General features: G+C 68.2%; 23 protein-coding genes. 8 read left to right on the plus strand and 15 right to left on the minus strand.

From position 1 onward, the window contains the following. Positions 1–2: 2 nt before the first annotated feature. The 3 genes from J2X65_RS13620 to J2X65_RS13630 form a co-directional block, all read right to left on the minus strand. The gene (locus tag J2X65_RS13620; protein WP_310201832.1) at positions 3–665 is read right to left on the minus strand and encodes a tripartite tricarboxylate transporter TctB family protein; all 663 of its coding nucleotides are present in this window, start codon (positions 663–665) and stop codon (positions 3–5) included. Between the two features lie 163 nt (positions 666–828). After that, positions 829–1809 (minus strand): tripartite tricarboxylate transporter substrate binding protein, encoded by a 981-nt coding sequence (locus J2X65_RS13625; protein WP_310201834.1) that lies wholly within the window; start codon positions 1807–1809, stop codon positions 829–831. Between the two features lie 47 nt (positions 1810–1856). After that, the gene (locus tag J2X65_RS13630) at positions 1857–2972 is read right to left on the minus strand and encodes a 4-oxalomesaconate tautomerase (protein WP_310201836.1); all 1116 of its coding nucleotides are present in this window, start codon (positions 2970–2972) and stop codon (positions 1857–1859) included. A gap of 93 nt (positions 2973–3065) precedes the next feature. On the opposite strand from J2X65_RS13630, the gene J2X65_RS13635 reads away from it, so the two are divergent. Then, on the plus strand, positions 3066–3968 hold the full coding sequence (locus J2X65_RS13635) for a LysR family transcriptional regulator (protein WP_310201838.1): 903 nt from the start codon (positions 3066–3068) through the stop codon (positions 3966–3968). A gap of 141 nt (positions 3969–4109) precedes the next feature. Here the strand turns inward: J2X65_RS13635 and J2X65_RS13640 are convergent, their stop codons facing one another. From J2X65_RS13640 to J2X65_RS13675, 8 genes are all read right to left on the minus strand, one after another. After that, complete coding sequence (locus tag J2X65_RS13640) at positions 4110–5189, minus strand: aldo/keto reductase (protein ID WP_310201841.1); 1080 nt, start codon at positions 5187–5189, stop codon at positions 4110–4112. Between the two features lie 27 nt (positions 5190–5216). Further along, complete coding sequence (locus tag J2X65_RS13645; RefSeq protein ID WP_310201843.1) at positions 5217–6155, minus strand: oligopeptide/dipeptide ABC transporter ATP-binding protein; 939 nt, start codon at positions 6153–6155, stop codon at positions 5217–5219. Continuing rightward, complete coding sequence (locus J2X65_RS13650) at positions 6133–7131, minus strand: ABC transporter ATP-binding protein (RefSeq protein WP_310201845.1); 999 nt, start codon at positions 7129–7131, stop codon at positions 6133–6135. Before J2X65_RS13650 ends, J2X65_RS13645 begins: the two co-directional genes overlap by 23 nt. 17 nt (positions 7132–7148) lie before the next feature. Further along, positions 7149–8171 (minus strand): ABC transporter permease, encoded by a 1023-nt coding sequence (locus J2X65_RS13655; protein ID WP_310201847.1) that lies wholly within the window; start codon positions 8169–8171, stop codon positions 7149–7151. After that, positions 8168–9157, minus strand: coding sequence for an ABC transporter permease (locus J2X65_RS13660; RefSeq protein ID WP_310201849.1), 990 nt, complete (start codon positions 9155–9157; stop codon positions 8168–8170). Before J2X65_RS13660 ends, J2X65_RS13655 begins: the two co-directional genes overlap by 4 nt. 393 nt (positions 9158–9550) lie before the next feature. Further along, positions 9551–10900 (minus strand): LLM class flavin-dependent oxidoreductase, encoded by a 1350-nt coding sequence (locus tag J2X65_RS13665; protein WP_310201851.1) that lies wholly within the window; start codon positions 10898–10900, stop codon positions 9551–9553. A 190-nt stretch (positions 10901–11090) separates the two neighbouring features. Further along, on the minus strand, positions 11091–12161 hold the full coding sequence (locus tag J2X65_RS13670; protein WP_310201852.1) for an LLM class flavin-dependent oxidoreductase: 1071 nt from the start codon (positions 12159–12161) through the stop codon (positions 11091–11093). 41 nt (positions 12162–12202) lie between these two features. Next, positions 12203–13564, minus strand: coding sequence for an LLM class flavin-dependent oxidoreductase (locus tag J2X65_RS13675; protein WP_310201854.1), 1362 nt, complete (start codon positions 13562–13564; stop codon positions 12203–12205). 73 nt (positions 13565–13637) lie between these two features. Here J2X65_RS13675 and J2X65_RS13680 point away from each other — a divergent pair, with 73 nt between their 5' ends. From J2X65_RS13680 to J2X65_RS13710, 7 genes are all read left to right on the plus strand, one after another. Then, complete coding sequence (locus J2X65_RS13680; RefSeq protein WP_310201856.1) at positions 13638–14534, plus strand: ABC transporter ATP-binding protein; 897 nt, start codon at positions 13638–13640, stop codon at positions 14532–14534. 8 nt (positions 14535–14542) lie between these two features. After that, positions 14543–15586 carry an ABC transporter substrate-binding protein gene (locus J2X65_RS13685; protein ID WP_310201858.1) on the plus strand — a complete coding sequence of 348 codons (1044 nt, stop codon included), beginning with the start codon at positions 14543–14545 and terminating at the stop codon, positions 15584–15586. Positions 15587–15619: 33 nt separating this feature from the next. Beyond that, positions 15620–16459 (plus strand): ABC transporter permease, encoded by an 840-nt coding sequence (locus tag J2X65_RS13690; protein WP_310201860.1) that lies wholly within the window; start codon positions 15620–15622, stop codon positions 16457–16459. Positions 16460–16495: 36 nt separating this feature from the next. Continuing rightward, positions 16496–17836, plus strand: coding sequence for an LLM class flavin-dependent oxidoreductase (locus tag J2X65_RS13695; RefSeq protein ID WP_310201863.1), 1341 nt, complete (start codon positions 16496–16498; stop codon positions 17834–17836). A gap of 98 nt (positions 17837–17934) precedes the next feature. Continuing rightward, positions 17935–18966 carry an amino acid ABC transporter substrate-binding protein gene (locus J2X65_RS13700; protein WP_310201865.1) on the plus strand — a complete coding sequence of 344 codons (1032 nt, stop codon included), beginning with the start codon at positions 17935–17937 and terminating at the stop codon, positions 18964–18966. A 7-nt stretch (positions 18967–18973) separates the two neighbouring features. Continuing rightward, positions 18974–20167: an ABC transporter permease subunit gene (locus tag J2X65_RS13705; RefSeq protein ID WP_310201867.1), complete on the plus strand. Its 1194-nt coding sequence runs from the start codon at positions 18974–18976 to the stop codon at positions 20165–20167. After that, positions 20164–21246: an amino acid ABC transporter permease gene (locus tag J2X65_RS13710; RefSeq protein ID WP_310201869.1), complete on the plus strand. Its 1083-nt coding sequence runs from the start codon at positions 20164–20166 to the stop codon at positions 21244–21246. The genes J2X65_RS13705 and J2X65_RS13710 overlap by 4 nt, the downstream gene beginning before the upstream one ends. Before the next feature lie 87 nt (positions 21247–21333). Here J2X65_RS13710 and J2X65_RS13715 read toward each other — a convergent pair whose 3' ends face one another. From J2X65_RS13715 to J2X65_RS13730, 4 genes are read right to left on the minus strand one after another with little or no spacing between them, the layout of a single operon-like run. Then, the gene (locus J2X65_RS13715) at positions 21334–22293 is read right to left on the minus strand and encodes a sulfonate ABC transporter substrate-binding protein (protein WP_310201871.1); all 960 of its coding nucleotides are present in this window, start codon (positions 22291–22293) and stop codon (positions 21334–21336) included. Positions 22294–22335: 42 nt separating this feature from the next. Then, on the minus strand, positions 22336–23115 hold the full coding sequence (locus J2X65_RS13720) for an ATP-binding cassette domain-containing protein (protein WP_310201873.1): 780 nt from the start codon (positions 23113–23115) through the stop codon (positions 22336–22338). Between the two features lie 5 nt (positions 23116–23120). Further along, the gene (locus J2X65_RS13725) at positions 23121–23972 is read right to left on the minus strand and encodes an ABC transporter permease subunit (RefSeq protein ID WP_310201875.1); all 852 of its coding nucleotides are present in this window, start codon (positions 23970–23972) and stop codon (positions 23121–23123) included. Between the two features lie 14 nt (positions 23973–23986). Next, a complete protein-coding gene (locus J2X65_RS13730) occupies positions 23987–24565 on the minus strand; it encodes an NAD(P)H-dependent oxidoreductase (RefSeq protein ID WP_310201877.1) in 579 nt (192 codons plus the stop codon). Positions 24566–25831: the final 1266 nt, after the last annotated feature.

Genomic DNA, 25831 nt, shown 5'->3' on the forward strand with positions numbered 1-25831 from the left:
ACTCAGCCTCCCTTCGTCGCTGTCGGGGCCTTGGCGGAGGCGCGGCGTCCGGTGAACAGGACCAGCAAGCCGGCGCCGACCATCAGGACGGCGGCGAGCCTCAGCGCGCCGCGATAGCTCCAGCCCGCCAGCAGCACCTCCTGCACATAGCGCGGCATGATCGGGATCGGCAGGTTCAAAAGGTCGCCGAACAGCACCAGGCTGAAGGGTGTGAGGAAGAGCGCCAGGGTCACCAGTGGACGCAGCTGGACCTCCGGGGAGGCATGGCCGCCGACGATGATGGCGAGCGGTCCGGCCACCACGAGGCCGAGTTCCGGCGTGCTCCAGCCGTCGAAATGTGAACTCTTGATCGTCAGGGCGAAAAGCGCGGTGGCCGAAAGCACGAGGATCGGCCCGCGCAGCGAGAATGTGAGTTCCTCAGATCCGCCAGCGCCGCGTCGCGCACCGACGAGGATGGGGATGGCGCAAAGTCCGAGCAGAATGGAGAGCGCCTGCGGCAGCATCCCGGCGCCAACCGAGCGCAGCGTGCCGCGCGGCAATTCGGAGGAGAGGGCAAAGCCCAGCACGGCGAGCGCGACGAGGATCGCCGCAGCCCCCAGTTCCTTGCGGGAAACGGCTCCCGCCTGCTTGGCCGAGCCCGCGGTCCCGCGTGCCACTTCCGTCATGATGCCCTCCCTGAGCGTTCGCCGGGCTCCAGCCCTTGGCGCGTGGTGGCGTTACGGCGGCCGGGTCCTTTCCGCCATGCGGTGCCGGGCTCGTCGTTGGCGCGGCGACGTCGTCCCGCCGCATGGCGTGATTGCGCCCCGGTCCAAGCCGGGGCGCGCAACGTCAGTCGATGGAGATGCCGGCCTCACCGAGGAACTTCGACCAGCGGGTGCTCTCCGATTTCATCATCGCGGCGAATTCCTGCGGCGTGTCGCCGACGATGGTGGTGCCCTCGGCGCTCAGGCGCTCCTTGATCACCGGCGTGGCGAGCGCTTCGAGCGTCGCGTTACGCAGCTTGTCGATCACCGGCTGCGGCGTGCCCTTGGGCACGGCGAAACCGTACCAGGCAGCGGACTCGTAGTCGGGGTAACCACGCTCCGCGACCGCCGGCACGTTGGGCAGCTTGGCGACCCGCTCCTTGGTGGTCACGGCGAGCGGGACCATCTCGCCGCTGTCGACCAGGCCCAGCACCGAGGGAAGCGTCGTCACCATGAAGTCGCCGCGTCCGCCCAGCATGTCGTTGAGCGCCGGGCCCGCGCCCTTGTAGGGCACGTGCACCGCGCTGATGCCGGCCTGCGACAGCAGCAGCGCCGTCGCCAGATGGCTCGCCGAGCCATTGCCGGCCGAACCATAGGTGAGCGCGCCGGGGTTTGCCTTGCCGAAGGCGATGATGTCTTCGAAGCTCTTGAATTTGGAGTTCTTGGAGACGACCACCACGAGCGGTGTGCGCGCGATCAGCGTCACCGGATCAAAGGCGGTGAGCGGGTCGAGCTTCAGGCTCTTGAACAGATGCGGATTGACGACCATAGGCCCCTGATTGGCCATCAGCACCGTGTAGCCGTCCGGGTCGGCGCTCGCCACGCGCTGGGAAGCGACATTGCCGCCGGACGTGCCGTTGTTTTCGACCACCATGGCCTGGCCGAGCTTTTCACCCACACCGTTGGCGACAAGGCGGGCAATGGCGTCGGTGCCGCCACCTGCGGCATAGGGCACGACCAGCTTCACGGGGCGTACGGGAAAGGCGTCCTGCGCCTGGGCGGCGGGAAGGGTGGCGGCAAGGCAGCCGGCTGCCAGCAGCAGCGAGAAATGGCGACGGTTCAACATGACTTTCCTCCGGTTCTTGTATCGTTGGTATTGTGGCAGAGCTGCGTTCAGGCGCGGTGGGCTTGAAGCTCGCCTTCACCCGCTTCTTCCTCCATGGACACGATCACCGTGCCCTCGAAAATGCGGCGGGCGGTACGGATCAGGCTGGCGCGGCGCACTTCGCCGGCCGCGTCCAGTTCGAGATCGACATCGATCTTGCCGCTGGGATGCTCAATGATGAGCGGCTTCCCGGCAGCCGGCAGACGCGCCACGGCATGGGCGACCGTGCCCGGCGTCGCGGCGGCCACGGCGACGCACAGCGCGCCGGTGACCGCATGGGCGCGGTGGGTGCGGTGGGGCACGAGGTAGCGCGAGGTGATCGTGCCGTCGGCGCGGACCGGCGCTGCCATCAGCCCGATCTTCGGCACGACCGCATTGGAGACATCGCCGAGCCCCATGCGACGACCGGCCTCGCGGCGGAGCGCCTCCAGCTTGCGGAAGAGCGGCCGGTTCGCGTCGAGCTCCTCCGGCGTTTCGGTGCCGGCCAGCCCGAGTTCCGCAGCCTGGATAAGCATCATCGGCATGGCATAGTCGATCAGCGTCACCGGGGTGTCCTCGATCGTCTCGACCGCGTGACCGGTGGGAAAGAGACTGCCGGTCTTCGAGCCGTTGGCGTCGAGGAAGGTGAGCTTGATCGGCGCCGCGCGCCCCGGCACGCCATCGATCTCGGTGTCGCCGCCATAAGTAACATTTCCGTCGGGCGTCTGGACGACGGCCTCGATCGTCTTGCTGGTGTTCCGGTTGAAGATCCGCACCGTGGTCTGGCCCGAGCCCGCCGGCAGCAGCCCGCTCTCGATCGCGAAGGGACCGACAGCGGAGAGCATGTTGCCGCAATTCGGCGTCATGTCCACGATCGGCCGATCTACCGAGACCTGAGCGAACAGGTACTCGACATCCACGCCCGGCCGCTGCGACGGCGAGATGATGGCCACCTTGCTGGTCAGCGGGTTGCCTCCGCCAATGCCGTTGACCTGCAGCGTGTCGGGCGACCCCATGATGGCGAGCAGCACGGACTCGCGTAGCTTGGGGTCGGCGGGCAGATCGCTTTCGAGGATGAACGGGCCGCGGGACGTGCCGCCCCGCATCAGCACAGCGGGGATGCGCATGTCGGAACTCTTGTGCATCTGATACGATCCTCGCATGAATAGTCGCTATTCATGCTTGTATCGGCAGGTTCGATCAGCATTAAATGCAAAGATCGTCAGGATTGATGTGATTTGAATATCAATTGCGACATACTGGATCTCCGCGCCTTCCTCGCCGTGGTCGAGCTCGAGGGCTTCCACAAGGCCGCTGAGGCGCTGAATCTCTCACAGCCGGCATTGACCCGGCGCATCCAGAAGCTGGAGCAGGCGGTCGGGGCCGCGCTTCTGGAGCGCACGACGCGCCGTGTTGCGCCCACCGCGCTCGGGCGCGAGCTGATCCCGCTGGTCAAGCGGATGCTCGAGGAGTTCGAGAGCTCGCTATTTTCGGTGCGCGAGCTCGGCCAGCGGCAGAACGCGGTCGTCACCATGGCCTGCTTGCCGACGGCGGCGTTTTATTTCCTGCCGGGAGTCATCAAGCGCTTCAACGAGATTTATCCGCAGATCCGCTTCCGCATCCTCGACCTCACCGCCAATGACGGCCTGCAGAGCGTGGCGCGCGGCGAGGTCGAATTCGGCATCAGCCTCATGGCCTCCTCCGACCCGCAGCTCCAGTTCACGCCGCTGATGGACGACCCCTTCGTGCTCGCCTGCCGGCGCGACCATCCGCTGGCGGTGGAGGGACCGCTGCGCTGGTCGGAGCTTGAGCCGCACCGGCTCATCACCGTGGGGCGCACCAGCGGCAACCGGACATTGCTCGATGCCGCGCTCGCCCGGTCAAACCTCAGGCTGCAATGGTTCTACGAGGTCACCCACCTGTCGACCTCGCTCGGTCTGGTGGAGGCCGGCCTTGGCGTTTCCGTGCTGCCACGTCTCGCGACGCCGCAATCCGACCACCCCTTCATCATGACCCGCCCGCTGATCGATCCCGAGGTTTCCCGTCCGATCGGCGTCGTGCAGCGCCGCAGCGGCCGTCTGTCGCCGGCCGCCCAGCGTTTCCTCGACATGCTGCTCCGCGAATGGCACTACGACGATTAGAGTGGACGCGCGGCGGCTTGCGCTGGCCCCGACATGCGCCCAACCGCGTTCGGCACACCGCGCTCGACCACACCGTCCGCATCGGAATGTGGGAGGTCCTCCCTCCGAGGCGGACCGCCGCCGCGCGGACAGCAGCGCCCCTCACGCCGCGCCGGCCTTGAGCGGCACCGGCGGGCGGGGGAGGCGTTCCGGCCTCGTCGCCTCGCCGATCAGCGGCACCCGGCCCTCGATCGGATAGGCCGGATCGTTATAGCCCGGCGTCGAGGCGTGGCCGGGCGCCACCAGCCCTTCCACCAGCGCCTCGTCCTCGGCAGTGAAGGCGTAGTCGAGCGCCTTCACATAGCTGTCCCACTGCTCCTCGGTGCGGGGGCCGGCGATGGCGGAGCTCACAAGCTTGTTGTTCAGCACCCAGCCGATGGCGAAATCCACCGGGGCGATGCCGCGATTGGCGAGGTAGCGCTTGATCTCCTGCGCGATGGCGAGCGATTCCGGCCGCCACTCGGTCTCGCGGATGCGGGGATCGTTGCGGCCGGCGCGGCTGTCGGCGGCCGGCGGCTGGCTCGGGTCGTATTTGGCGGTGAGGATGCCGCGCGCCAGCGGGCTGTAGGGCACCACGCCGAGCCCGTAGAACTGCGCCGCCGGCAACTGCTCGACCTCCGCCGTGCGGCTGACGAGGTTGTAGAGCGGCTGGCTGGCGACCGGGCGGTCGATGCCGAACTGGTCGGCGAGATGCGCTACCTCGGCGATGCGCCAGCCGCGGAAGTTCGACACCCCGAAATAGCGCAGCTTGCCGGCGCGGATCAGGTCCGCCACCGCCCGCACCGCCTCGCCCAGCGGCTCGTCCACGACGGCCTTATGGAAATAGAGGAGGTCGATATAGTCGGTGCCGAGCCGGCGCAGGCTGTTGTCGACCGCCTCGAAGATCCATTTGCGCGAGGAGCCGCTCTGGTTGACGCCGTTGGCGCCGGCGACAGGATTGGTGAACTTGGTGGCGATGGTGAAGCGGTCGCGATCCGCCTTCACCGCGGCTCCGACGATCTCCTCCGAGCGCCCGCCGGTGTAGACGTCGGCGGTGTCGAGGAAGTTGAAGCCGGCGTCGTAGGCCTTGCGGATGATGCGCTGAGCCGTTGCCTCGTCGGTCGGGCCGCCGAACATCATGGTGCCGAGGGTCAGCGGGGGAACCTTGAGGCCGGAGCGGCCGAGATAGCGATAGGCGGGCATGGGAGTCTCCAGTCGATGAGGCGGCATTCAGATGTCGGCATGGTGGCAGGCGACGCTGCGCCCCGGCGCGAGGTCACGCAAGGGCGGGTCCTCGCGGCGGCAGCGTTCCGTCGCCAGCGGACAGCGCGGATGGAAGCGGCAGCCGGAGGGCAGGTTGCCGGCGCCCGGCAGCTCGCCCGGCAGGCTCGTGGCCTCGCGGCCGCGCGAGGCGTCCGGCACGGCGGCGAGCAGCGCGCGCGTATAGGGGTGCAGCGGGCGTTCATAGAGGGCACGGCGGTCGCCGGTCTCGACGATGCGGCCGAGACACATCACCAGCACGCGGTCGGCGAAATAGCGCACCACCGACAGGTCGTGCGAGATGAACAGGTAGGAGAGGCCGAGCGCGCGCTTCATCCCGACCAGCAGATTGAGGATCTGCGCCTGGATGGACAGGTCGAGGGCGGAGACCGGCTCGTCGCAGATGATCAGCTCCGGCTCGAGGATCAGCGCGCGGGCGATGCCGAGCCGCTGGCGCTGGCCACCGGAGAATTCATGCGGGTAGCGTCCCGTCGCGTCCGGCGGCAGGCCGACGCGATGCAGCATGTCGCGCACCTTCTCCCGCCGCTCGCGTTTGGTGGCGATGCCGTGCACGGCGAGCGGGCCGGTGAGGATCTCGCCCACCGTGTGGCGCGGATTGAGCGAGCCGAACGGGTCCTGGAACACCATCTGCAGCCGGCGGCGCAGCGGGCGCATCTGCCCGGCGGAGAGGCCGGTGATCTCCGCGCCGTCGAAGCGGATGCTGCCGGCATTCGGCTCGACGAGGCGGATGATCGACTTGCCGAGGGTCGACTTGCCGCAGCCGGATTCGCCGACCAGGCCGACCGTCTCGCCCTTCTCGATCGCGAAGGACACGCCGTCGACGGCGCGCAGCGTGGCGCCGGACTGCCGGTAATGGGTGGAGAGGTCAGAGACCGACAGGATGGCCATGCGGCGCCTCCCGCAACGTGGTGACGGGGCAAGCGACGAAATGGCCGTCGCCCTGCGGCAGCAGCGGCGGCATCGCCGCGCGGCAGGCCGGGCGGGCGACCGGGCAGCGCGGCGCGAAGGGGCAGCCGGTCTCGCAGGCCGCCGAGACGATGCTGCCGGGAATCTCGATCAGCGGGCCGTCGCTGTAGTGATAGTCGGCGCGCAGGCGCGGCGAGGCGGCGAGCAGGCCCTGCGTGTAGGGATGCGCCGGGGTGCCGAAGATCAGCCGCGGGCGGGCTTCCTCCACCTTGCGGCCGGCATAGAGGGCGATCACCCTATCCGCCCATTGCGCGACGACGCCGAGGTCGTGGGTGATCAGCAGCAGTGCCATGGAGAGGTCTCGGCGCAGTTCGTCGAGCAGTTCGAGGATCTGCGCCTGGATGGTGACGTCGAGCGCCGTCGTCGGCTCGTCGGCGATCAGCAGGCGCGGCCGGGCGGCGATGGCCACCGCGATCATCACCCGCTGGCGCTGCCCGCCGGAGAACTGGTGCGGATAGGCGTCGAGCCGGCGATGCGCCTCGGGGATGCGCACGAGGTCGAGCAGTTCGGCGGCACGCCGGCGGGCGGCGCGGCGGGAGAGGCCCTCATGCAGCTCCAGCACCTCGGCGATCTGCCGGCCGACGGTCATCACCGGGTTGAGCGAGGTCATGGGCTCCTGGAAGATCATCGCCATCTCGCGCCCGCGCAGCCGCCGCATCTCCGGCTCGGGCAGATGCGCGAGATCGCGGCCGGAGAACAGGATCCGCGACGCCCCGCCGAGGCGGGCGCTTGGCGGCAGCAGGCGCATCAAGGCGAGGGCGGTGAGCGACTTGCCGGAACCGGATTCGCCGACCAGCGCCAGCGTCTCGCCCTCGTCGACGGTGAAGGAGAGGTCGGGCACCGGCACGGCGCGGGGAAAGGCGATGGAGAGGTGGCGGACGTCGAGGATGGCGGCCATGGTCTTTCGCAGCTCGTTCAGCGCTCCGCCGACAGGCGCGGGTTGAGGGCGTCGTTCAGTCCGTCGCCGATCAGGTTCAGCGCCAGCACGGTGAACACGATGACGAGGCCGGGCAGGGCGGTGAGGAACCAGGCGGTGCGTAGCAATTCGCGCCCGGCGCCGATCATCGAGCCCCAGCTGACCACGTTGGGGTCGCCCATGCCCATGAAGGAGAGCGCGCTCTCATTGAGGATGGCGGTCGCCACCATGACCGAGGCGGTGACGATCAGCGGCGGCAGCGCATTGGGCAGGATCTCGCGCAGGATGATGCGGGTGTGGCCATAGCCGAGGCTCTTCGCGGCGGCGACGAACTCCTTGGCGCGGATGGCGCGGAACTCGGCGCGCGCCAGCCGGGCGATGGTCGGCCAGGTGACGAGGCCGATCGCCACGGTGATGGTGGCCACGGTCGGCTGGGCGATGGCGACCAGCACGACCAGCAGGATGAAGCTCGGGATCGACTGGAAGATCTCGATCAGCCGCACCAGCGCCGCATCGAGCCGGCCGCCGAAATAGCCGGCCAGCGCCCCCACCAGCGTGCCGGCGGCGAGGCCGATGGCGGTGGCGATGAGGCCGACCATCAGCGACACCCGCGCGCCGTGGAACAGGCCGGCGGCGACGTCGCGGCCGAGCGAATCCGTGCCGAGCGGATAGTCCGGGTCCTGTCCCGGCCAGATGAGCGGACGGGCGACCATGGCGAGCGGATCGTCCGGATAGAGCACCGGCGCGGCGAGGGCGGCGGCGGCCACCAGCGCCAGGAAGACGAGGCCGGTCATCGCCGTCGGATTGCGGAGGAAGGCCTTGAGGGCCCGCCGCGAATCCGCCGGCATCCGCTGCGCCTGCGCGCTCGACGCCCGAATCGCATCGGCGGCGTGCACGTTGCTCCAGGCGTCGAGCGGCGCCGGGCGTGCGGGGACGGGGGCCTGCGCCGGCGGCACGGGCGGAGCGGCGACGTCAGGCAGCGCCAGGCCGTCGCTGACGAGGGTGAGCTGCGTGCGGCTCATGGCGCGGCCTCGATGCGCGGGTCGAGCCAGGCCTGGAGAAGGTCGACCAGCACATTGGCGAGGATGACCAGCACCGAAGACAGCAGCAGCACGCCAAGCAGCACGGTGAAGTCGCGGCTCATCACCGCCTCATAGGCCAGGCGGCCGAGGCCGGGCCAGGAATACACCGTCTCGACCACCACGGCGCCGCCCATCAGCCCGCCGAGATGCACGCCGGCAATGGTGGTGACCGGCAAGAGCGCGTTGCGCAGCGCGTGGCGCAGGGTGACGGCGGCCGGCGACAGGCCCTTGGCCCGGGCGGTGCGGATGAAGTCCTGCGAGCGCACCTCCAGCATCGCCGCGCGGGCGAGCCGGGCATAAACCGCCACATAGAACAGCGACAGCGACAAGGCCGGCAGCAGCATGTAGCGCGCCCGATCGAGCAGCGCGGCGATGCCGGTGGCGTCCGTACCGATGGCGCCGGCGCCGCCGCTCGGCAGCCAGCCGAGCTTCACGGAGAACAGCACGATCAGCATCAGCCCGATCCAGAAGCTCGGCACCGAATAGAACAGCAGCGCCAGCACTGAGAGGATGCGGTCGGGCCACCGCCCGGCCTGCGTCGCCATGACGACACCGAGCGCGACGCCGATGACGAGGGCCAGAAGAAGGGAGATCCCCATCAGGGCGAGGCTGCTGGGCAGCCTTTGCAGGATGAGGTCGGCCACCGGCATGTTGTAGCGCGGCGAATAGCCGAGGCTGAACTGGGCGAGGTTCGACAGATAGGCGAGCAACTGGTCCAGCACCGGCAGGTCGAGCCCGAAGCGCGCGCGCAGCGCCGTCATGGTTTCCTCGGTGGCGGCGCCGGATTCGCCGGCCATGACATCGGCAGCGTCGCCAGGCGCGAGGCGCAGCAGGAAGAAATCGAGGATGACGATGCCGATCACGGTGGGCACCGCACGGGCCAGCGTGCGCAGCAGCACACGGGAAAGGCGCAGGAACTGGTGCATGCGGGGTCCTGTGTTGGGCGCCGGGTTTTGGGAGCCGGCACCGATTTGCCGTCACGCTCGACCGCCGGCTTGTGGCGGACGAGTTTCCCTCTCCCCATTGGGGAGAGGGTTGGGGTGAGGGGGCTTCTTTGCCTCCCCATGTCGTCCCCCCTCACCGACCCGCTGCGCGGGCCACCTCTCCCCGACGGGGAGAGGGAGGAAGAAGACCGTCATCCCGGCCGGCGGCGTAGCCGCAGAGCTGGGATCGCTCGCCATGTTTGCGCGATCCCGGATCGGCCTGTCGGCCGTCCGGGATGACGAGAGCGGTGAAGCTCTCGTCATCCCGATTGGGAAGGGCGACGTCGCATTCTCCATCGCGCCGTTCCATCGGTTGGCTTATCAGGCTCTCCACCCTCACGCGCTCACCCGCTGCCGCTCTTCCGCCTGCGCTGATGCGGCATAGCGGTTGGCCGGACGGGGCAGGCCGAAGCGCTCGCGCAGCGTCGTCTCGGCGTAATGGGTGCGGAACAGGCCGCGCCGGCGCAGGATCGGCACCACATGGTCGACGAAGGCCTCGAGGCCGGTCGGCAGCACGTCCGGCATCAGGTTGAAGCCGTCCGCCGCGCCGGCGGTGAACCATTCTTCGATGTCATCGGCGATGGCCTCGGGCGTGCCGACGATCACACGATGGCCAATGCCGCCGCCGAGCTTGTAGAGCAGCTGGCGGAAGGTGAGGTTGCCCTGTCGCGCGAAATTCAGCGTCGCCTGTGCGAAGGTGGTGCTGCCATTGACCGGGATCGGCAGGTCCGGCACCGGCGCATCGAGTTCGAGATGCGACAGGTCCTGCCCGAAGGTGACGCCGAGCCGGGCGATGGCATAGTCGAGCGGGATCAGCGCGCCGAGCTCCTCCTGCCGGCGCCTCGCCTCCTCCTCGGTGGAGCCGATGACGGTGGCGAGGCCGGGCAGCACCACGATGGAGCGCGGATCGCGGCCATGTGCGGCGGCGCGGGCGCGCAGGTCGTCAGCATAGGCGCGGGCGCGCGGGATGTCCTCGCCGACGCTGAACACCACATCGGCATGCCGGGCGGCGAGGTCGCGCCCGTCGCCGGAGCCGCCGGCCTGCACCAGGATCGGCCGGCCCTGAGGCGAGCGCGGCAGGTTGAGCGGGCCGGCGACCTCGAAGAACCGCCCCTTGTGATCGATGCGGTGGATCTTGGCGGGATCGAGGAAGCGGGCGCCGGCCTTGTCGCCGACGAAGGCGTCGTCCTCCCAGCTGTCCCACAGGGCGCTCACCACCTCGGTGAACTCCTTGGCGCGGGCATAGCGCGCGCCGTGCTCGGGCAGCGACTGGCCGAAATTCGCCGCCGCATTGGGATCGGCGGTGGTGACGACATTGAAGCCGGCGCGCCCGCCGCTGACGAGATCCAGCGTCGCGAAGCGGCGGGCGATGTTGTAGGGCTCGTTGTAGCTGGTCGAGGCGGTGGCGATCAGCCCGATATGCGAGGTCGCCGCGGCGATGGCGGTGAGCACCACGGTCGGCTCCAGCGACAGGAACGGCCGCAGGTCGGGCTTGTCCTCCAGCGCCGGCCGGTCGGCGAGGAACACCGCGTCGAAGGTGCCGCGCTCGGCAATCTCGGCGCAGCGCACGTAGTGGCCAATGTCGAAGGTCGCATGCGGATCGGCTTCCGGCGAACGCCACGCCGATGCGTAGAAACCCGCGTGCAGGATGTTGATGTTGAGATGCAGCAGACGGCGATGGGTCATTTTCTATCCCCCGAAGCCCATCATCATTGCCGTCGCCATGTATAAATCAATTCGGATTGGAAGATTTATATTCTTTTGTGGCGCCCGTTTCTGGAGACTTGTTTTCCTGTTCCGGCAGCTGTGTTCACCAAGCCCGCCTTTTCGCTGCATCCCTGTGCTCGGCCGCCCCCGAACGGACGGTGCTGCGCGTTCAGTCCCGCAGCAAAGGGAGCAATTGCTCGCCCTGCCGGCGGATCTCGGACAGATAGGGAGTATCGGAGAGCACGAACTGGGTGATGCCGAGCGCGCGGTATTTCTCCAGCGAGCCGGCGACCTCCGCCGCCGAGCCGACCAGCCACGTCGTGCCGGCGCCGCCGCCGCCGAACCGGCCCGGAGCGGTGTAGAGATTGTCGTCGAGCACCTCGCCCCGCGCGGCGAGATCGAGCAGCCGCTGCTGGCCGACCGCCACCGCCCGCCGGTGATCGTGCCAGCCGGCGCCCTGCGTCTTCGCCATTCCGGCGACCTTGGCCTCCGCATCGGCCCAGGCCTGCTCGGTGGTGTCGCGCACCAGCGTGGTGATGCGCAGGCCGAATTCGAGCGGCGGCAGATCGCGGTCGAGGTCGCGGCTCAGCGCCTTCAAACGCGCGATGCGCTCGGCGAGGCCGTCGCGCGGCTCGCCCCAGAACAGTTGCACGTCGGCCTCGGTGGCGGCGACCCGTTCGGCCGCCTCTGAGGCGCCGCCAAAATAGAGCTTAGGGTGCTGGCGCGCGCCGCGCGCGGCGAGCCGTGGTACCACGGTCGCCCCCTCCACGCGGAAATGCGCGCCGGCGAAGGTGACGTCCTCCTCGGTCCATAGCCGGCGCACGAGGCGCATGAACTCCTTGGTGCGGCCGTAGCGGTGGGCCTGGTCGCCCTCGCTGTCGCCATAGGCGGCGAGATTGTCGAGGCCTGATACGACGTTAACCCGTACCCGGCCGCCGGTGAGATGGTCGAGCGTGGCGGCGGCGGAGGCGAATTGCGCCGGCCGCCAATAGCCCGGGCGGATGGCGATCAGCGGCTCGAAGCGGGTGGTGCGGGCGGCAAGTGCGGTGGCGAGCGTGAAAGTGTCCGGTCGGCCCCAGCCGGTACCGATCAGCGCGCCGGTCCAGCCATGGTCCTCCAGCGCCCTGGCCTGCTCAGTCAGCGTGTCCAGGCTGTTATGGTCCTCGGCGGCGTTGTCGCCACGATGGCCGGGCCTGTCCTGGTTGGGAATATACCAGAGGAATTCGGAAGCGATGCTCATGCGGGGACCGGGCTCGGTTATGCGGGGCTTTCGGGGGAAATCTAGCCGACGGCTGCGGTGCGGTGACCCACGCTGGCGGCGGGATGGTGGGGATAGGGCAGGCCGAGATTTTCACGCAGCGTGCGCCCTTCATACTCTCCGCGGAACAGCTTGCGGCGCCTCAGTTCGGGGACAACCAGATCGACGAAATCGTCGAGCCCGCCGGGCAGAGTGGGCGGCATGACGTTGAAGCCGTCGGCGGCATCGCCCTCGAACCAGGCTTCCAGCTGGTCGGCGATGTCCTTCGCCGTGCCGCGGATGGCCCAGTGGCCGCGCGCGCCGGCGATCCATTGATAGAGCTGGCGGATGCTGAAGCCTTCTCGCCGTGCAAGGTCGACCAGCAGCTTCTGCCGGCTCTTGGCGGCATTGCTCTCCGGCAGGTCGGGCAGCGGGCCGTCGAGCGGGAAGCCGCTCAGATCGAAGCCGCCGAGCATCTGCGACAAGAGCGACAGGCCGACGGCGGGATGGATCAGTTCCTGCAATTGCGCGAACTTCTCCTCCGCTTCCTCGGTGGTGCGCCCGATGATCGGCGAGACGCCCGGCAGGATCTTCAGATGGTCGGGGCGACGGCCGTAGCGGGCGAGCCGCCCTTTCACGTCGGTGTAGAAGGCCTGTGCCTCCTGGAGCGTCTGGGCGGCGGTGAAGATGACCTCGGCGGTTTCCGCCGCCAGTTCCCGGCCGGCCTCCGACGAACCGGCCTGCACCAGCACCGGCCGGCCCTGCGGCGCGCGGGCGACGTTCAGCGGGCCGCGCACCGCAAAATGCGGGCCCCTGTGGTTGAGCACGTGCTGCTTCGACGGCTCGAAATACAGCCCGCTTTCCTTGTCGCGGACGAAGGCGTCGTCCTCCCAGCTGTCCCACAGCCCGGTGACGACCCGCGCGAATTCGCGGGCGCGGTCGTAGCGGTCGGCATGGGCCGGATGGCTGTCGCGGCCGAAATTGGCGGCCTCGGCCTCGCCGGAGGAGGTGACGAGGTTCCAGCCGGCCCGGCCCTTGCTGATGTGGTCGAGCGAGGCGAATTTGCGGGCGATGTGGAACGGCTCGTTATAGGTGGTGGTGGCGGTGGCGATCAGCCCGATATGCCGCGTGGCCGCCGCGATGCCGGACAACAGCGTGATCGGCTCGAAATGCACGACATAGCGGGCCGTCCGGCTGGCGGATTCGATGTTCCGGTCACGCACCGCCGCCGAATCGGCGAGGAAGACGGCATCGAATTTCGCCCGCTCCGCCGTGCGGGCCAACTCGACATAATGGTCGAAGTTCACGCCGGCATCGGCGACCGCCGATGGATGCCGCCACGCGGCGACGTGATGGCCGGTCGGATGCAGGAAGGCGTTCAGCTTCATCTGGCCCTGGCGCGCCATGTGTCTTCTTCCCTTGCGAAAATAGCGGAGAGGTGCATTGACTCTATAGTCTATAGATTTAATGTACTGATCCATGTCAACGATTTTCGCTTCTTCCTCCGATGGCGCCGCGCCCCCCAAGATCGCCCTGCGCATCGATCGCCACGCCTTTCCCCTGCGCGATGCGCCGGGGGAGGAGTTCGTCGCCATGAGCGGCGTGGCGATCGACGTGCCGGCGGGTGAGTTCCTGACCATCGTCGGCCCCAGCGGCTGCGGAAAGACCACGCTGCTGGAGATCCTCGCCGGCCTCGCCACGCCGACCGCGGGTTCGCTGCGCATCGACGGGCGCGAAGTGACGGGGCCGAGCCTGTCGCGCGGCATCGTGTTCCAGCAATACGCATTGCTGCCCTGGCGCACCGCGCAGGCCAATGTCGAATTCACGCTGGAGGCGGCCGGGGGGTTATCCCGGCACGAGCGTCGGGACAAGGCGCGCGCGGCGCTGGAACTGGTGGGGCTGAAGGGTTTCGAGGACCGATTCCCTCATGAGCTGTCCGGCGGCATGAAGCAGCGCGTGGCCATTGCGCGCAGCCTCGTCTACGAGCCGGACATCCTGCTGATGGACGAACCCTTCGGCGCGCTCGACGCGCAGACGCGGGAACTGCTTCAGCAGGAACTGCTGGCGCTGTGGCAGCGCAGCCGGACCACCGTCGTCTTCATCACCCATTCCATCGACGAGGCGGTCTATCTCGGCCAGCGGGTGGCGGTGATGACCTCGCGGCCGGGGCGCATCAAGGCGATGGTCGACGTCGACCTGCCGCGCGCCGATCTCGACGCCGACATCCGCTCGCATCCCGACTTCGCCCGTTATCGGCACGAGGTCTGGGAACTCATGCGCGGCGAGGTCGCCCGCCCCCGCGCCTCCACCTCCCCGACATTCTGGTCCGACCCGACGCCGCCGCGTCAGCGTTCGCAGGCCGCGTCCTCCAACTGAAAGCACATATGATGCGCGTCATCCAAAGCCGCCGCCTGTTTCTCGCGGCGAGCGCCGCAGCGCTCCTCACATCGGCCATCGTCTCCATCGCCCCGGCCTCGGCGGCGGACGAGCTGGAAACCAAGGTGATCCGCTATCAGTCGTCCACCGGCGCCGACATCAGCCCGCTGGAGCTGGCCGATGCGCTCGGCTATCTCGCGCCGATCACGCTGGAGCGGGTCGGCGACGTGCAGGGCGGCCCGGCCAACCTGCAGGCGGCGGCCACCGGACAGGTCGACATCGCCTCGGCGTTCAACGGCGCGGTGCTCAACATCGTGGCCGCCGGCGCGCCGCTGACCTCGGTGGTGAGCTGGCGCGGCACCAACGAGCTGACCTCGCCGGGCCTCTATGCGCTCGACGATGGCAAGATCAACACGGCCCGCGACCTGATCGGCAAGAAGATCGGCGTCAACACGCTCGGCGCCAACCAGGAGGCGGTGAGCAGCATCTATCTCGTCAAGGGCGGCCTCTCCCCGGAGGAGATCAAGCAGGTCACCTTCGTGCCGCTGCCCACCCCCAATGTCGAGCAGACGCTGCGCAACGGCCAGATCAGCGCCGCCAGCCTCGGCTTCACCTTCCGCGACGCGGCGCTCGCCCGCGGCGGCATCAAGGCGCTGGCCCGCAACGTCGACCTGCTCGGCAGCTACAACGACAACACCGGCGTGCTGCGCAACGACTTCATCGCCAAGAACCCCAATACGACCAAGCACCTCGTCTCCGGCATCGCCCGCGCCATCGCCTGGAGCCAGCAGAAGGAGAAGGAGGACAAGCGTGCCGAGGTCGTCGAGGTCTATTCGAAATATCTCGAAGCCAAGGGGCGCGGCACCGGCCTGGCGCCGCTGAAATACTGGCAGAGTCTCGGCATCGCGACCGAAGGCGGCTGGATCAAGAAGCAGGACTTCGCCATGTGGGTCGACTGGCTTAATTCGCGCGGCGAGATCGACGGCAGCGCGCTCGACCTGACCAAGGTCTATTCCAACGCCTTCAACCCCTACTGGAAGGGCGGCGAGTGACGCCCGGCCGGGCGCGCCCGCAGGGAGGGGCCGATGTCGATCATCGCAACGGATGAGGATCGCGGATCGTCGGTGGGGATTTCCGCCGCCCGCCTGTCCGCCGGGTTTCGCACACTGCGCGGCCTCGCCTGGAAATCGGCGTCGCTGATCGCCGTCTTCGCGCTGTGGGAGGCGTTGCCGCGGCTGGGGCTGGTCGACCGGGTGTGGTTTCCGCCCTTCACCCAGGTGCTCGGCGTCATCGTCCAGATGCTGCGCAGCGGCGAACTGCAGAACCACATCGCCGGCAGCCTGATCCGCTCGCTGATCGGCTTCGGCCTCGCGGTGTCGCTGGCGGTGCCGCTCGGACTGGTGATCGGCTGGTATGCCCGGGTGCGCGACTTCCTAACCTCGGCGCTGGAGTTTTTCCGCAACACCTCGGCGCTGGCGCTGCTGCCGGTGTTCATCCTGTTCCTCGGCATCGGCGAGGCCTCGAAGATCGGCATCGTCACCTTCGCCTGCTTCTTCCCGATCCTGCTCAACACCATCAGCGGCGTGAAGAGCGTCGATCCACTGCTGATCAAATCGGCGCGCTCGCTGGCGCTGCCGGCGCCGTCGATCTTCACCAAGATCATCCTGCCCTCGGCGGTGCCTTCGGTGTTCACCGGCTTCCGCCTCGCGGCGCAGAGCTCGATCCTCGTGCTGATCGCCGCCGAGATGGTCGGGGCCACACGCGGGCTCGGCTACCTGATCAACTACGCCCAGTTCAATTTCCTGATCCCGAAAATGTATGCCGGCATCCTCACCATCGCCCTGATCGGGCTGGCGGTGAACCAGCTGCTGGTGACCGCCGAGCGCCGGCTGTCGCGCTGGCGGGTGCCGACCTCCAACGCCTGAACGCTGCGTGCGGCTCCGAATTTTCACAGGTGCATTATGAGCTCACGTCCCCGCCAGCTGCATTTCAACGTCCATGTCTCCACCGGCGGCAACCATGAAGGGGCGTGGCGCCATCCGCGCTCCGAGCCGGTGCGGCTCACCTCGCTGGACTACCAGCGCAAGGTCGCCGGCATCGCCGAGCGCGGCAAGCTCGACGCCGTGTTCTTCGGCGACACGCCGGCGCTGTCGGACAATGTGAAGCTGCGCCCCGTCGAGCAACTCGATCCGGTGGCGCTGCACGGCGCGCTGAGCGCGGTGACGACCCATATCGGCCTCGCCGCCACCATTTCCACCAGCTTCAACGAGCCGTTCAACGTCGCCCGCAAGATCGCCTCGCTCGACCTTCTGAGCGGTGGGCGCGTCGGCTGGAACATCGTCACCACCAGCAGCGAGAACGCGGCGCGCAATTACGGCCTCGACGGCGTGCTCGCCCATCGCGACCGCTACCGCCGCGCCGAGGATTTCGTGCAGGTGGTGAAGAAGCTGTGGGACAGCTGGGAGCCCGATGCCATCGTGCACGACCGCGAGGCCGGCATCTATGCCGACACCGGCCGCATCCGGCCCGTCGTGCATGAGGGCGAGTTCTTCAAGGTGCGCGGGCCGCTCAACGTGCCGCCCTCGCCGCAGGGACGGCCGGTGCTGATCCAGGCCGGCTCGTCGGAGACCGGCGTCGCCTTCGCCGCCCGCCATGCGGAAGTCGTGTTCACCGCCCAGCGCACGCTGGAGGACGGGCAGGCCTTCTATCGCGAGCTGAAGCGGCAGGTGGTGGAGAACCGCCGCAACCCCGACGACGTGAAGATCGTCGTCGGCATCAGCCCGATCATCGGCGGCACCGAGGCGGAGGCGAAGAAACTCGCGGAGGAGCTGAACGAGCTGACGGTGCCGGAATATGGCCTGCGCCAGCTCCGGCAGTTCAGCGGCGTGGACCTGTCCTCCTATCCGATCGACGCGCCGGTGCCGCTCGACGCCTTCCCCGATGCCGAGACGGTGGAGACCCATCGCAGCCGCACCGCGCTGGTGATCGAGCTCGCGAAGCGCGAGAAGCTGACCATCCGCCAGCTGCTGCACCGGCTGGCCGGCGCACGCGGCCACCAGACCTTCGTCGGCAGCACCGACCAGCTCGCCGACCGCATCGAGGAATGGTTCAGCAACGGCGCCGCCGACGGCTTCAACTTCATGCCGGCCTATCTGCCGGGCGGGCTCGAGGATTTCGTCGACGGCGTGATCCCGATCCTGCAGCGGCGCGGCCTGTTCCGTCGCGACTATGAGGGCACGACGCTGCGCGACCATTACGACCTGCCGTTCCCCGACCGGGCGCGCACCGAACGGGCCGCCTGACCGCAGCGAAACGTCTTTCCACCAATACGGGACCGTCCGTTCCTGCCCGATCCCGGACAGGGCAGGGCGGGCCGATCTCCAACCCCAAAGGGTCGATCATGGCAGTGCATTCCTCTCCGCGCGGCTGGCGCGCGCTCGTCGCCACCACGCTCATCGCCGCCACCGGCCTCGCCTCGGGCGCGGCCTTCGCCGGGCCGACGCTCGATAGGATCAAGGAGCGCGGCACGATCCGAGTCGGCGTCGGCACGACGCCGGGCTTCTTCGCGCCCGACAGCAACGGCAAGTGGCAGGGCTTCTTCATCGACTATGGCCGCGCGCTGGCGATCACCGTGTTCGGCGATCCGGAGAAGGCGCAGTTCACCACCTCCTCGCCGCAGCAGCGCCTGCCGGCGCTTCAGGCCGGCGAGTTCGACGTGCTGCTTTCGGGCGTCACCGTCACCATCAGCCGCGCGCTGAAGCTCGGCTTCCATTTCGGCCCGACCATCTTCTATGACGGGCAGGCGATCCTCGCCCGCAAGGAGACCGGCGTGAAGACCGCCGCCGAGCTCGACGGCGCCACCATCGGTGTGCAGAGCGGCACGACCGGCGAGCTCAACATTGCCGACTTCTTCCGCAAGAGCGGCCACAAGTTCACGCCAGTGACGATCGAGGACACCAGCGAATTCATTGCCGCGCTGGAAGCCGGTCGCGTCGACGCGATCACGCAGGATTCGTCGGATCTGGTGGGCAAGCTCACCCAGCTGAAGAAGCCGGACGACTACATCCTGTTGCCCGAGCGCCTGTCCAAGGAGCCGCTCGCCCCCGCCATCGCCGGCGGCGACGACCGCTGGCTGGAACTGGTCAACTGGACCGTCAATGTCACCATCCAGGCCGAAGAGTGGGGCATCACCTCCAAGAATGTCGACGAGTTCCTGAAGTCGGACGACCCGGCGATCAAGCGCTTTCTCGGCGTCGATCCCTCGCTGGCGGAGACCATCGGCCTCGATCCGAAATGGGCCTATTCCATCATCAAGGTGGTCGGGAACTATGGCGAGATCTTCGACCGCCACCTGAAGCCGCTGGGCTGGGAGCGCGGCTACAACAATCTCTGGACCAAGGGCGGGCTGCTCTATTCGCCGCCGTTCCGCTGATCATCCGGTGACCGGCGTCGTCAAAGCGGCCTCGGCCTTCGCGAAGGCCGGGGCCTTGAGGAACTTCGCGACCTGGTGGGGGCCGCGACCGCTCGCGCAGGTCGCGGTCTTCCTCGCCGTCATCGCGCTGTTCTACGGGCTTGCCGCCAACGCGGTGGCGAGCATGGCGCGCATCGGCATCAGTCCCGGCTTCGGCTTCCTCGACCGCGCCGCCAATTTCGAGATCGGCGAGAGCCCGATCGCCTTCAGCGCCGGCGATACCTATGCGCGTGCCATCCTCGTCGGCCTGCTGAACACCTTCAAGGTCGCGGTGCTCGGCTGCGTGCTGGCGACCGTGCTCGGCGTCGCGGTGGGCGTCGCCCGGCTGTCGGGCAACCTGCTGCTGTCCGGCCTTGCGCGCGTCTATGTCGAGATCGTGCGCAACACGCCGCTGCTGCTGCAACTGTTCCTGTGGATCGCGCTCGCCCACGCTTTGCCCGGACCGCGGCAGGCGCTGGTACTGTTCGACGCGGTGTTCCTGACCAATCGCGGGGTGTTCGTGCCCCGCCTCGTCGTGGACGGGCTGCCGGGGTGGGGCGCGGCGGCGGCCATCCTCGTCCTCGCCGGATGGGGCGTCCATCTGTTGCGCGGCCGCAGGCGGGCGACCAACACGCTCCGCTCGGTGCTCGGCTCGGGCGCGGCGATGCTGGCCGCCCTTGCGGCGATCCTGCTGCTGTCGGGCGCGCCGGTCGCCCTCGAGGCGCCGGCGCTGTCGGGCTTCAACATTCGCGGCGGCGCCAGCCTGACGCCGGAATTCGCGGCGCTGCTCGCGGGGCTCACGGTGAAATTCTCCGCCGCCATCGCCGAGGTCGTGCGCGCCGGCATCCTGTCGGTACGCGCCGGCCAGTGGGAGGCGGCCCGTGCGCTCGGCCTGCGCGACGGGCAGATCATGTGGCGGGTGGTGCTGCCGCAGGCGCTGCGGGTCATCACCCCGCTCACCACCTCGAACTATCTCGACCTGATCAAGGATTCCAGCCTCGCGGTCGCCATCGGCTATCCCGACCTCGTCAGCATCGTGAACACCACCGCCAACACCACCGGACAGGCCTTCGAGGCGCTGCTGATCCTGATCCTGGTGTATCTCGCGATCAATCTCGGCGTGTCGGCGCTGATGAACCTCTACAACCGCCGCATCGCCCTGCGCGGGGAGGCGCCGGCATGACGGCGATCGATCTCGACGGCCCGCGAACGGCGGAACCTTCGCTTGGCGCCGTGCTCGCGATGCTGCGGCGCGGGCTGTTCGGTTCCTGGTTCAACAGCCTCGTCACGCTGGGAACGGTGGCGCTGCTGGCTCTCCTCGTGCCGCCCCTGCTGCGCTGGCTGGTGATCGACGCGACCTGGAGCGGGAATGCCGCCGATTGCCGCGCCGGCGATAGCGCCTGCTGGGCGTTCATCTCGGCGAAGATCCGTTTCATCCTGCTCGCCTTCTATCCGGCGGAGCTGCAATGGCGGCCGGTGCTCGCCTGCGCGCTGATGCTCGGCCTGCTCGCCGCCAGCGCGCTGCCCCGCTGCTGGCGGCGGGAACTCGCCATTGCCTGGCCGGCGGTGATCATCGCCTGCTGGCTGCTGATGGCCGGGCTCCCGGGCGTGATCGCGCCGGTCTCCTCCAATCAATGGGGCGGCCTGCCGGTGTCGCTGATCATCTGGGCGGTGTGCTTCGCCACGGCGCTGCCGCTGGCGGTGCTGCTCGCGCTGGCGCGGCGGTCGAACATGGCCGGCCTGCGGCTGCTCAGCATCGCCTATATCGAATTGATGCGCGGCATCCCGATGGTGGCGATCCTGTACTTCGCCATGCTGATCCTGCCGCTGGCGCTGCCGGCTGGACAGTCGATGGACAAGATCCTGCGGGCGATCATCATGGTCACGCTGTTCTGGGCCGCCTATATCGCCGAGGTGGTGCGCGGCGGGTTGCAGGCGGTGCCGGACGGCCAGCGGGAAGCTGCCGCCACGCTCGGCCTCGGCTATTGGCGGATCATGCAGCTCATCGTGCTGCCGCAGGCGCTGCGCGTCGTCATTCCCGGCCTCGTCAACCAGGCCATCGGCTTCCTGCTGGCGACCTCGCTGCTGGCGGTGATCGGCATCTTCGACCTGCTTAACGCCGCCAAGGCCTCGGCCGCCGATCCGGCCTGGCTCGGCTTCTATGATGAGGCCTATCTGTTCGTGGCGGTGATCTATTTCGCCTTCGGCTATGGCGGCTCGCGCTACAGCCTGTGGCTGGAGCGGCGCCTGAACCGGTCGTGACGTTATCAGGGCCGTGCGCGGCCGGTCTTCCAGCATCCTGCGACTTGGCGGTGAGGGCGGCGCGAACGGCGCCCTCGCCGCAGCGGCTTAGAGCCCGCTGCGCAGCACCGCATCGGCGACGATGATCTTCTTCGGCAGAAGGCCGAGGGCGAAGAAGGTGTCCGCGACCGCCTGCTGGTCGGCGATCACCTTGTCGGTGAGCGGCGCGACGCCGAAGCTCTGGCGGCCGACCGCGACGGCGAGCACCGGCGCCGGGATGCCGGTCGAGGGCGCGAGTTCGGCGACGGCGGCGGCCGGGTCCTTCTGGATCCAGTCGTCGGTCTCGCGGATCGCCTCGATGAGCTGGCCGATCACCTTCGGATTGGCCTCGGCGAATTTCCGGGAGCCCAGATAGAACTGGTAGTTCGGCACGATCCCTTCCGCTGTGGTCAGGGTGCGCGCCTTGATGGCGATCTCGGCGGCGGCCTGAAACGGGTCCCAGATCGCCCAGGCGTCGATCGCGCCCTTCTCGAAGGCGGCGCGGGCATCGGCCGGCGGCAGGAACTTCACCGTGATGTCGGAATAGGCGAGCCCGTTCTTCTCCAGCGCCTTGACCAGCAGGAAGTGCACGTTCGAGCCCTTGTTGAGGCCGACCGTCTTGTCCTTGAGGTCCTTCACCGACTGGATCGGGCTGTCCTGCGGCACCAGGATCGCCTCGCCCTTCGGCGCCGGCGGCTCATTGGCCAGGTAGGCGAGGTTGTCGCTGGCGGCCTGCGCGAAGATCGGCGGCGCCTCGCCGGTCTGGCCGATGTCGATGGCGCCGGCATTCAGCGCCTCCAGCATCTGCGGGCCGGCGGGGAATTCCGCCCATTTCACGGAAATGCCGAGCGGCGCCAATTTCTTTTCGAGAATGCCGCGCCCCTTCAACAGCACCAGCGTGCCGTATTTCTGGAAGCCGACCCGGACCTCGGTGTCGGCGGCAAAGGCGGGGCGCAGGCCGGGGGCGGCAAGCGCGGCGGCGAGACCGGCGGTGCCGGCGAGAAGGGTGCGGCGGGTAAGGGCGGTCATCGGTGTCTCTCGATGTTGGCGTTCGATGTTGGCGTTCGGACATCAGGTTGAAAACAGCGTGTCGAGGATGTGCCCTTCGAGCCGGGCGAGTTCGGTCGAGCCGCGCCGGCGCGGGCGCGGAAGATCGACATCGAGATCGAGCGCGATCCGCCCGCGATCGATCAGCACGACGCGGTCGGCCAGCGCCAGCGCCTCGGCGACGTCATGGGTGACGAGGAGGGCGGTGAAGCCCTGCTCCCGCCACAGCCGCTCGAGCAGGCCCTGCATCTCGATGCGGGTGAGCGCGTCGAGCGCGCCGAGCGGTTCGTCGAGCGCCAGCACGCGCGGCCCGCTGGCCAGCGCGCGGGCGAGCGCCACGCGCTGCCTCTGCCCGCCCGACAGCACCGCTGGCCAGTCGCCGGCGCGGTCGGCGAGCCCGACCTCGGCAAGCATGGCGCGGGCGCGGGCATGGCGCGCCTCGCCCTTCACCGTGGACGGCAGGCCGATTTCGACATTGGCGAGCACCCGCTCCCAGGGCAGCAGGCGCGGCTCCTGGAACATGATACGCGTCGCCGCGACGTCCTGCGGCTTCTCCTGTGATCCGTCGAACTGCACACGGCCGCTGTTCGGCCGGTCGAGGCCGGCGATCAGCCGCAGCAGCGTGGACTTGCCGCATCCGCTCTTGCCGACGACGGTGACGAATTGGCCGGCGGGGATGGCGAGGTCGATCTGATCCAGCACGACCTTGGCGCCGAAGCGGCGGCCGACCCGTTCCAGCCGCAGGCCGAGGCCGCGCGGGGTATCGGGCAGCGCGAAGCTGGAAGGGGAGGGAGCGATGGTCATCAGGCTCACTCCCGCGGCGTCTGGAAGGCGGGGTGCCATTGCAGGCAGAGCCGTTCGAGCCATCGGGTCAGCACGTCGGCGAGCTTGCCGAGCAGCGCGTAGATGAGGATGGCCAGCACCACCACATCGACCAGCAGGAATTCGCGCGCCTGCATCGCCATGTAGCCGAGGCCGGCATCGGCGGCGATGGTTTCGGCTACGATCAGCGTCAGCCACATGATGCCGAGCGCGAAGCGCAGCCCGACGAAGATCGAGGGCAGGGCGCCGGGCAGGATCACCCGCCGGAACAGGATGGCGGGCGACATGCCATAGGCACGGCCCATCTCGACGAGCTGCGGATCGACGGTGAGCACACCGTGCAGCGTGTTGATGTAGATCGGGAAGAACACGCCGAGCGCGACGAGGAAGAGCTTGGCCTCCTCGTCGATGCCGAACCACAGGATCACCAGCGGGATCAGCGCCAGATGCGGCACGTTGCGGATCATCTGCAGGGTGGTGTCGGTATAGCGGCGCGACAGGCCGGACAGGCCGTTGGCGATGCCGAAGAACAGGCCGATGACGCCGCCGACCGCGAGCCCGGCAAGAGCGCGCAGCGTGCTGACCCACATGTTGCGGATGAGTTCGCCGGATTTGAGCGCCGTCCAGCCGGCTGCGGCGACGGCCGAGGGCGCGGGCAGCACATTGGGCGCGATCATGCCGATGCGGGAGAGATATTCCCACAGCGCCAGCAGCAGCACCGGGAGAACCCAGCCGGCGATGCGCGCCTCGACCGCGGCAAAAGGAAAGGCCGACGGTGGCGCCTTCGGCGTTTCGACAACGCCCGCCTCGGTTTCGGCATGCGGTTCGGCCAGAGCCATCTCAGGTCACCATCTCACGCCGCCGTCGCTTCTGCGAGGCGATGGCGGCTGCGCGCGCCGAGCGCCCGCACCGCCTCGGACACCAGCTGGTCGAGGCGCTGCTCCGGCGCGCCCGGTGCCACCACGCCGTCGGCGAAGTCCCGCTCGGTGAAGAAGATGCCGGTGCCGAGCGGCTGGGCCTGGAAGAAGGCGAACAGTGGCCGCAGCTGATGCTCGATCGCCAGCGCGTGGCGATCGCTGCCGCCGGTCGCCAGCAGCGCCACCGGCAGGCCGATCAGGCCACGATAGTCGAGGAAGTCGATGAAGTGCTTGAACAGGCCGGAATAAGAGCCCTTGTAGACCGGCGAGCCGGCGACGAGGAAATCCGCACCCTCCACCGCCTGCAGCGCCGCCTCAACCGCCGCGCTGCCGGGCCGGGCGCGCAGATGGCCGATCTCCTCCAGCGCCGCGATGTCGATCAGCTCGACGGTGTTGGAAAGGTCGGCGGCTGCGGCGGCCTGCGCGATGCGCAAGGTGACGAGATCGACCAGCGAGCGCGTGCGCGACGGTGCCGACAGGCCTCCGCTGAGGCCGACGATCTTAAATCCGCTCATAGGCGCCTCCATTCTGCGTGGCGGGTCGACGATTTGGTAGACTCTCCTTTCGCACGGATTAGGATATTTATCTACTATATTTATAGAAATATCAGTTAGACAGACGCCGTGACCGCAGCCACGCCATGCTGTCCTCGACCGCCCGCAGCATGTGTAACCGGATTGCCGAAGCTTGGTCGCAATTAGCGCTTCGCGTCTCGCGGCCAAAGATCATTGTGCCCAAGCAAAGTTCCGAGACCGTGGGGCCGCTCAGGCCCACGGTGTCTCACGTCGATGCTCCCGGTGGATGGATGCATGTCACTGGTGGCGGCGGTGACGCGGGATGCAAATCGCGTCGGCTTGGTTTTCCCTCACGGCGACAATCGCCGGCGCAAGGGACGTCCGAGACGCGGAAGCGTTTCGCGTCATGCGACCTGCGCGTGACGGCGGGCTCCTGGCGAGCGATGCGGCGCTCCATGTCGAGCGCCCCTTCCTCGGTATCCTTGCGGCGCAGGAACGTCTCGTTGACGTACTGCCCCTTCCGACGGATCTAGGCTCTCCAGGAGCTGGATTTTAGTCTAATGAAGGCTACCCGATCCGTGCGCGCACCAGGTGCATGCGCGCGTCGAAAATCGAAAACGGGAGCGTATTGTGGCGAAGACCGACTGCCCGCGCCGCGACGTGACGTTCTGAAGTAGCGGAAAGAATGACGAAAAATCAATCATTTAGATTTTCCACGGCCCCTATGATGGATGGCAGAAATGATATTTATTTTTCAATGACTTGAGTGGGGTGCGTGTGCAATTTGTGTGCACGTGAAGTGCGCTTCTCCGCGCTTTTCTTTTGTGCTCGGCACAGTCCCGAGAGCACCCTGAAATCGCACGAAGCACGCTATCGTACCAGCTTGGCCGCTTATCTCAGTCGGCCAACGCCTCATGATCGTATTATAGACGGGAAATCGCTGTTGGCGGCGAAAAAATTCGGCATCAAGTAACCAGCAGCGCGTCTCAGCCGCAGCGATGCCATCCGTCTGCGGCGCTCGACGTAATCGCAACTTTGGGTTTCAGTATCCAGGAGTCGTTCAACACGCCGGAGCCCGGATGGCTGCGCCGTCCTCCACCTCGATCGAATTGCGCCATCTGCGTTATTTCTTGGCGGCCGCCGAGCACGGAAGCTTCCGCAAGGCCGGCGTTTAGCCTGCCCCTATTGAGTGGTCCGGTTTGACTCTAATGCATAGTGGGCCTTTCGGCCTGGCTTGATTGGCAGGGCTTCAGGGACAGGATGGCC

This window comes from Ancylobacter sp. 3268, assembly GCF_031456575.1.
Classification (GTDB): domain Bacteria; phylum Pseudomonadota; class Alphaproteobacteria; order Rhizobiales; family Xanthobacteraceae; genus Ancylobacter.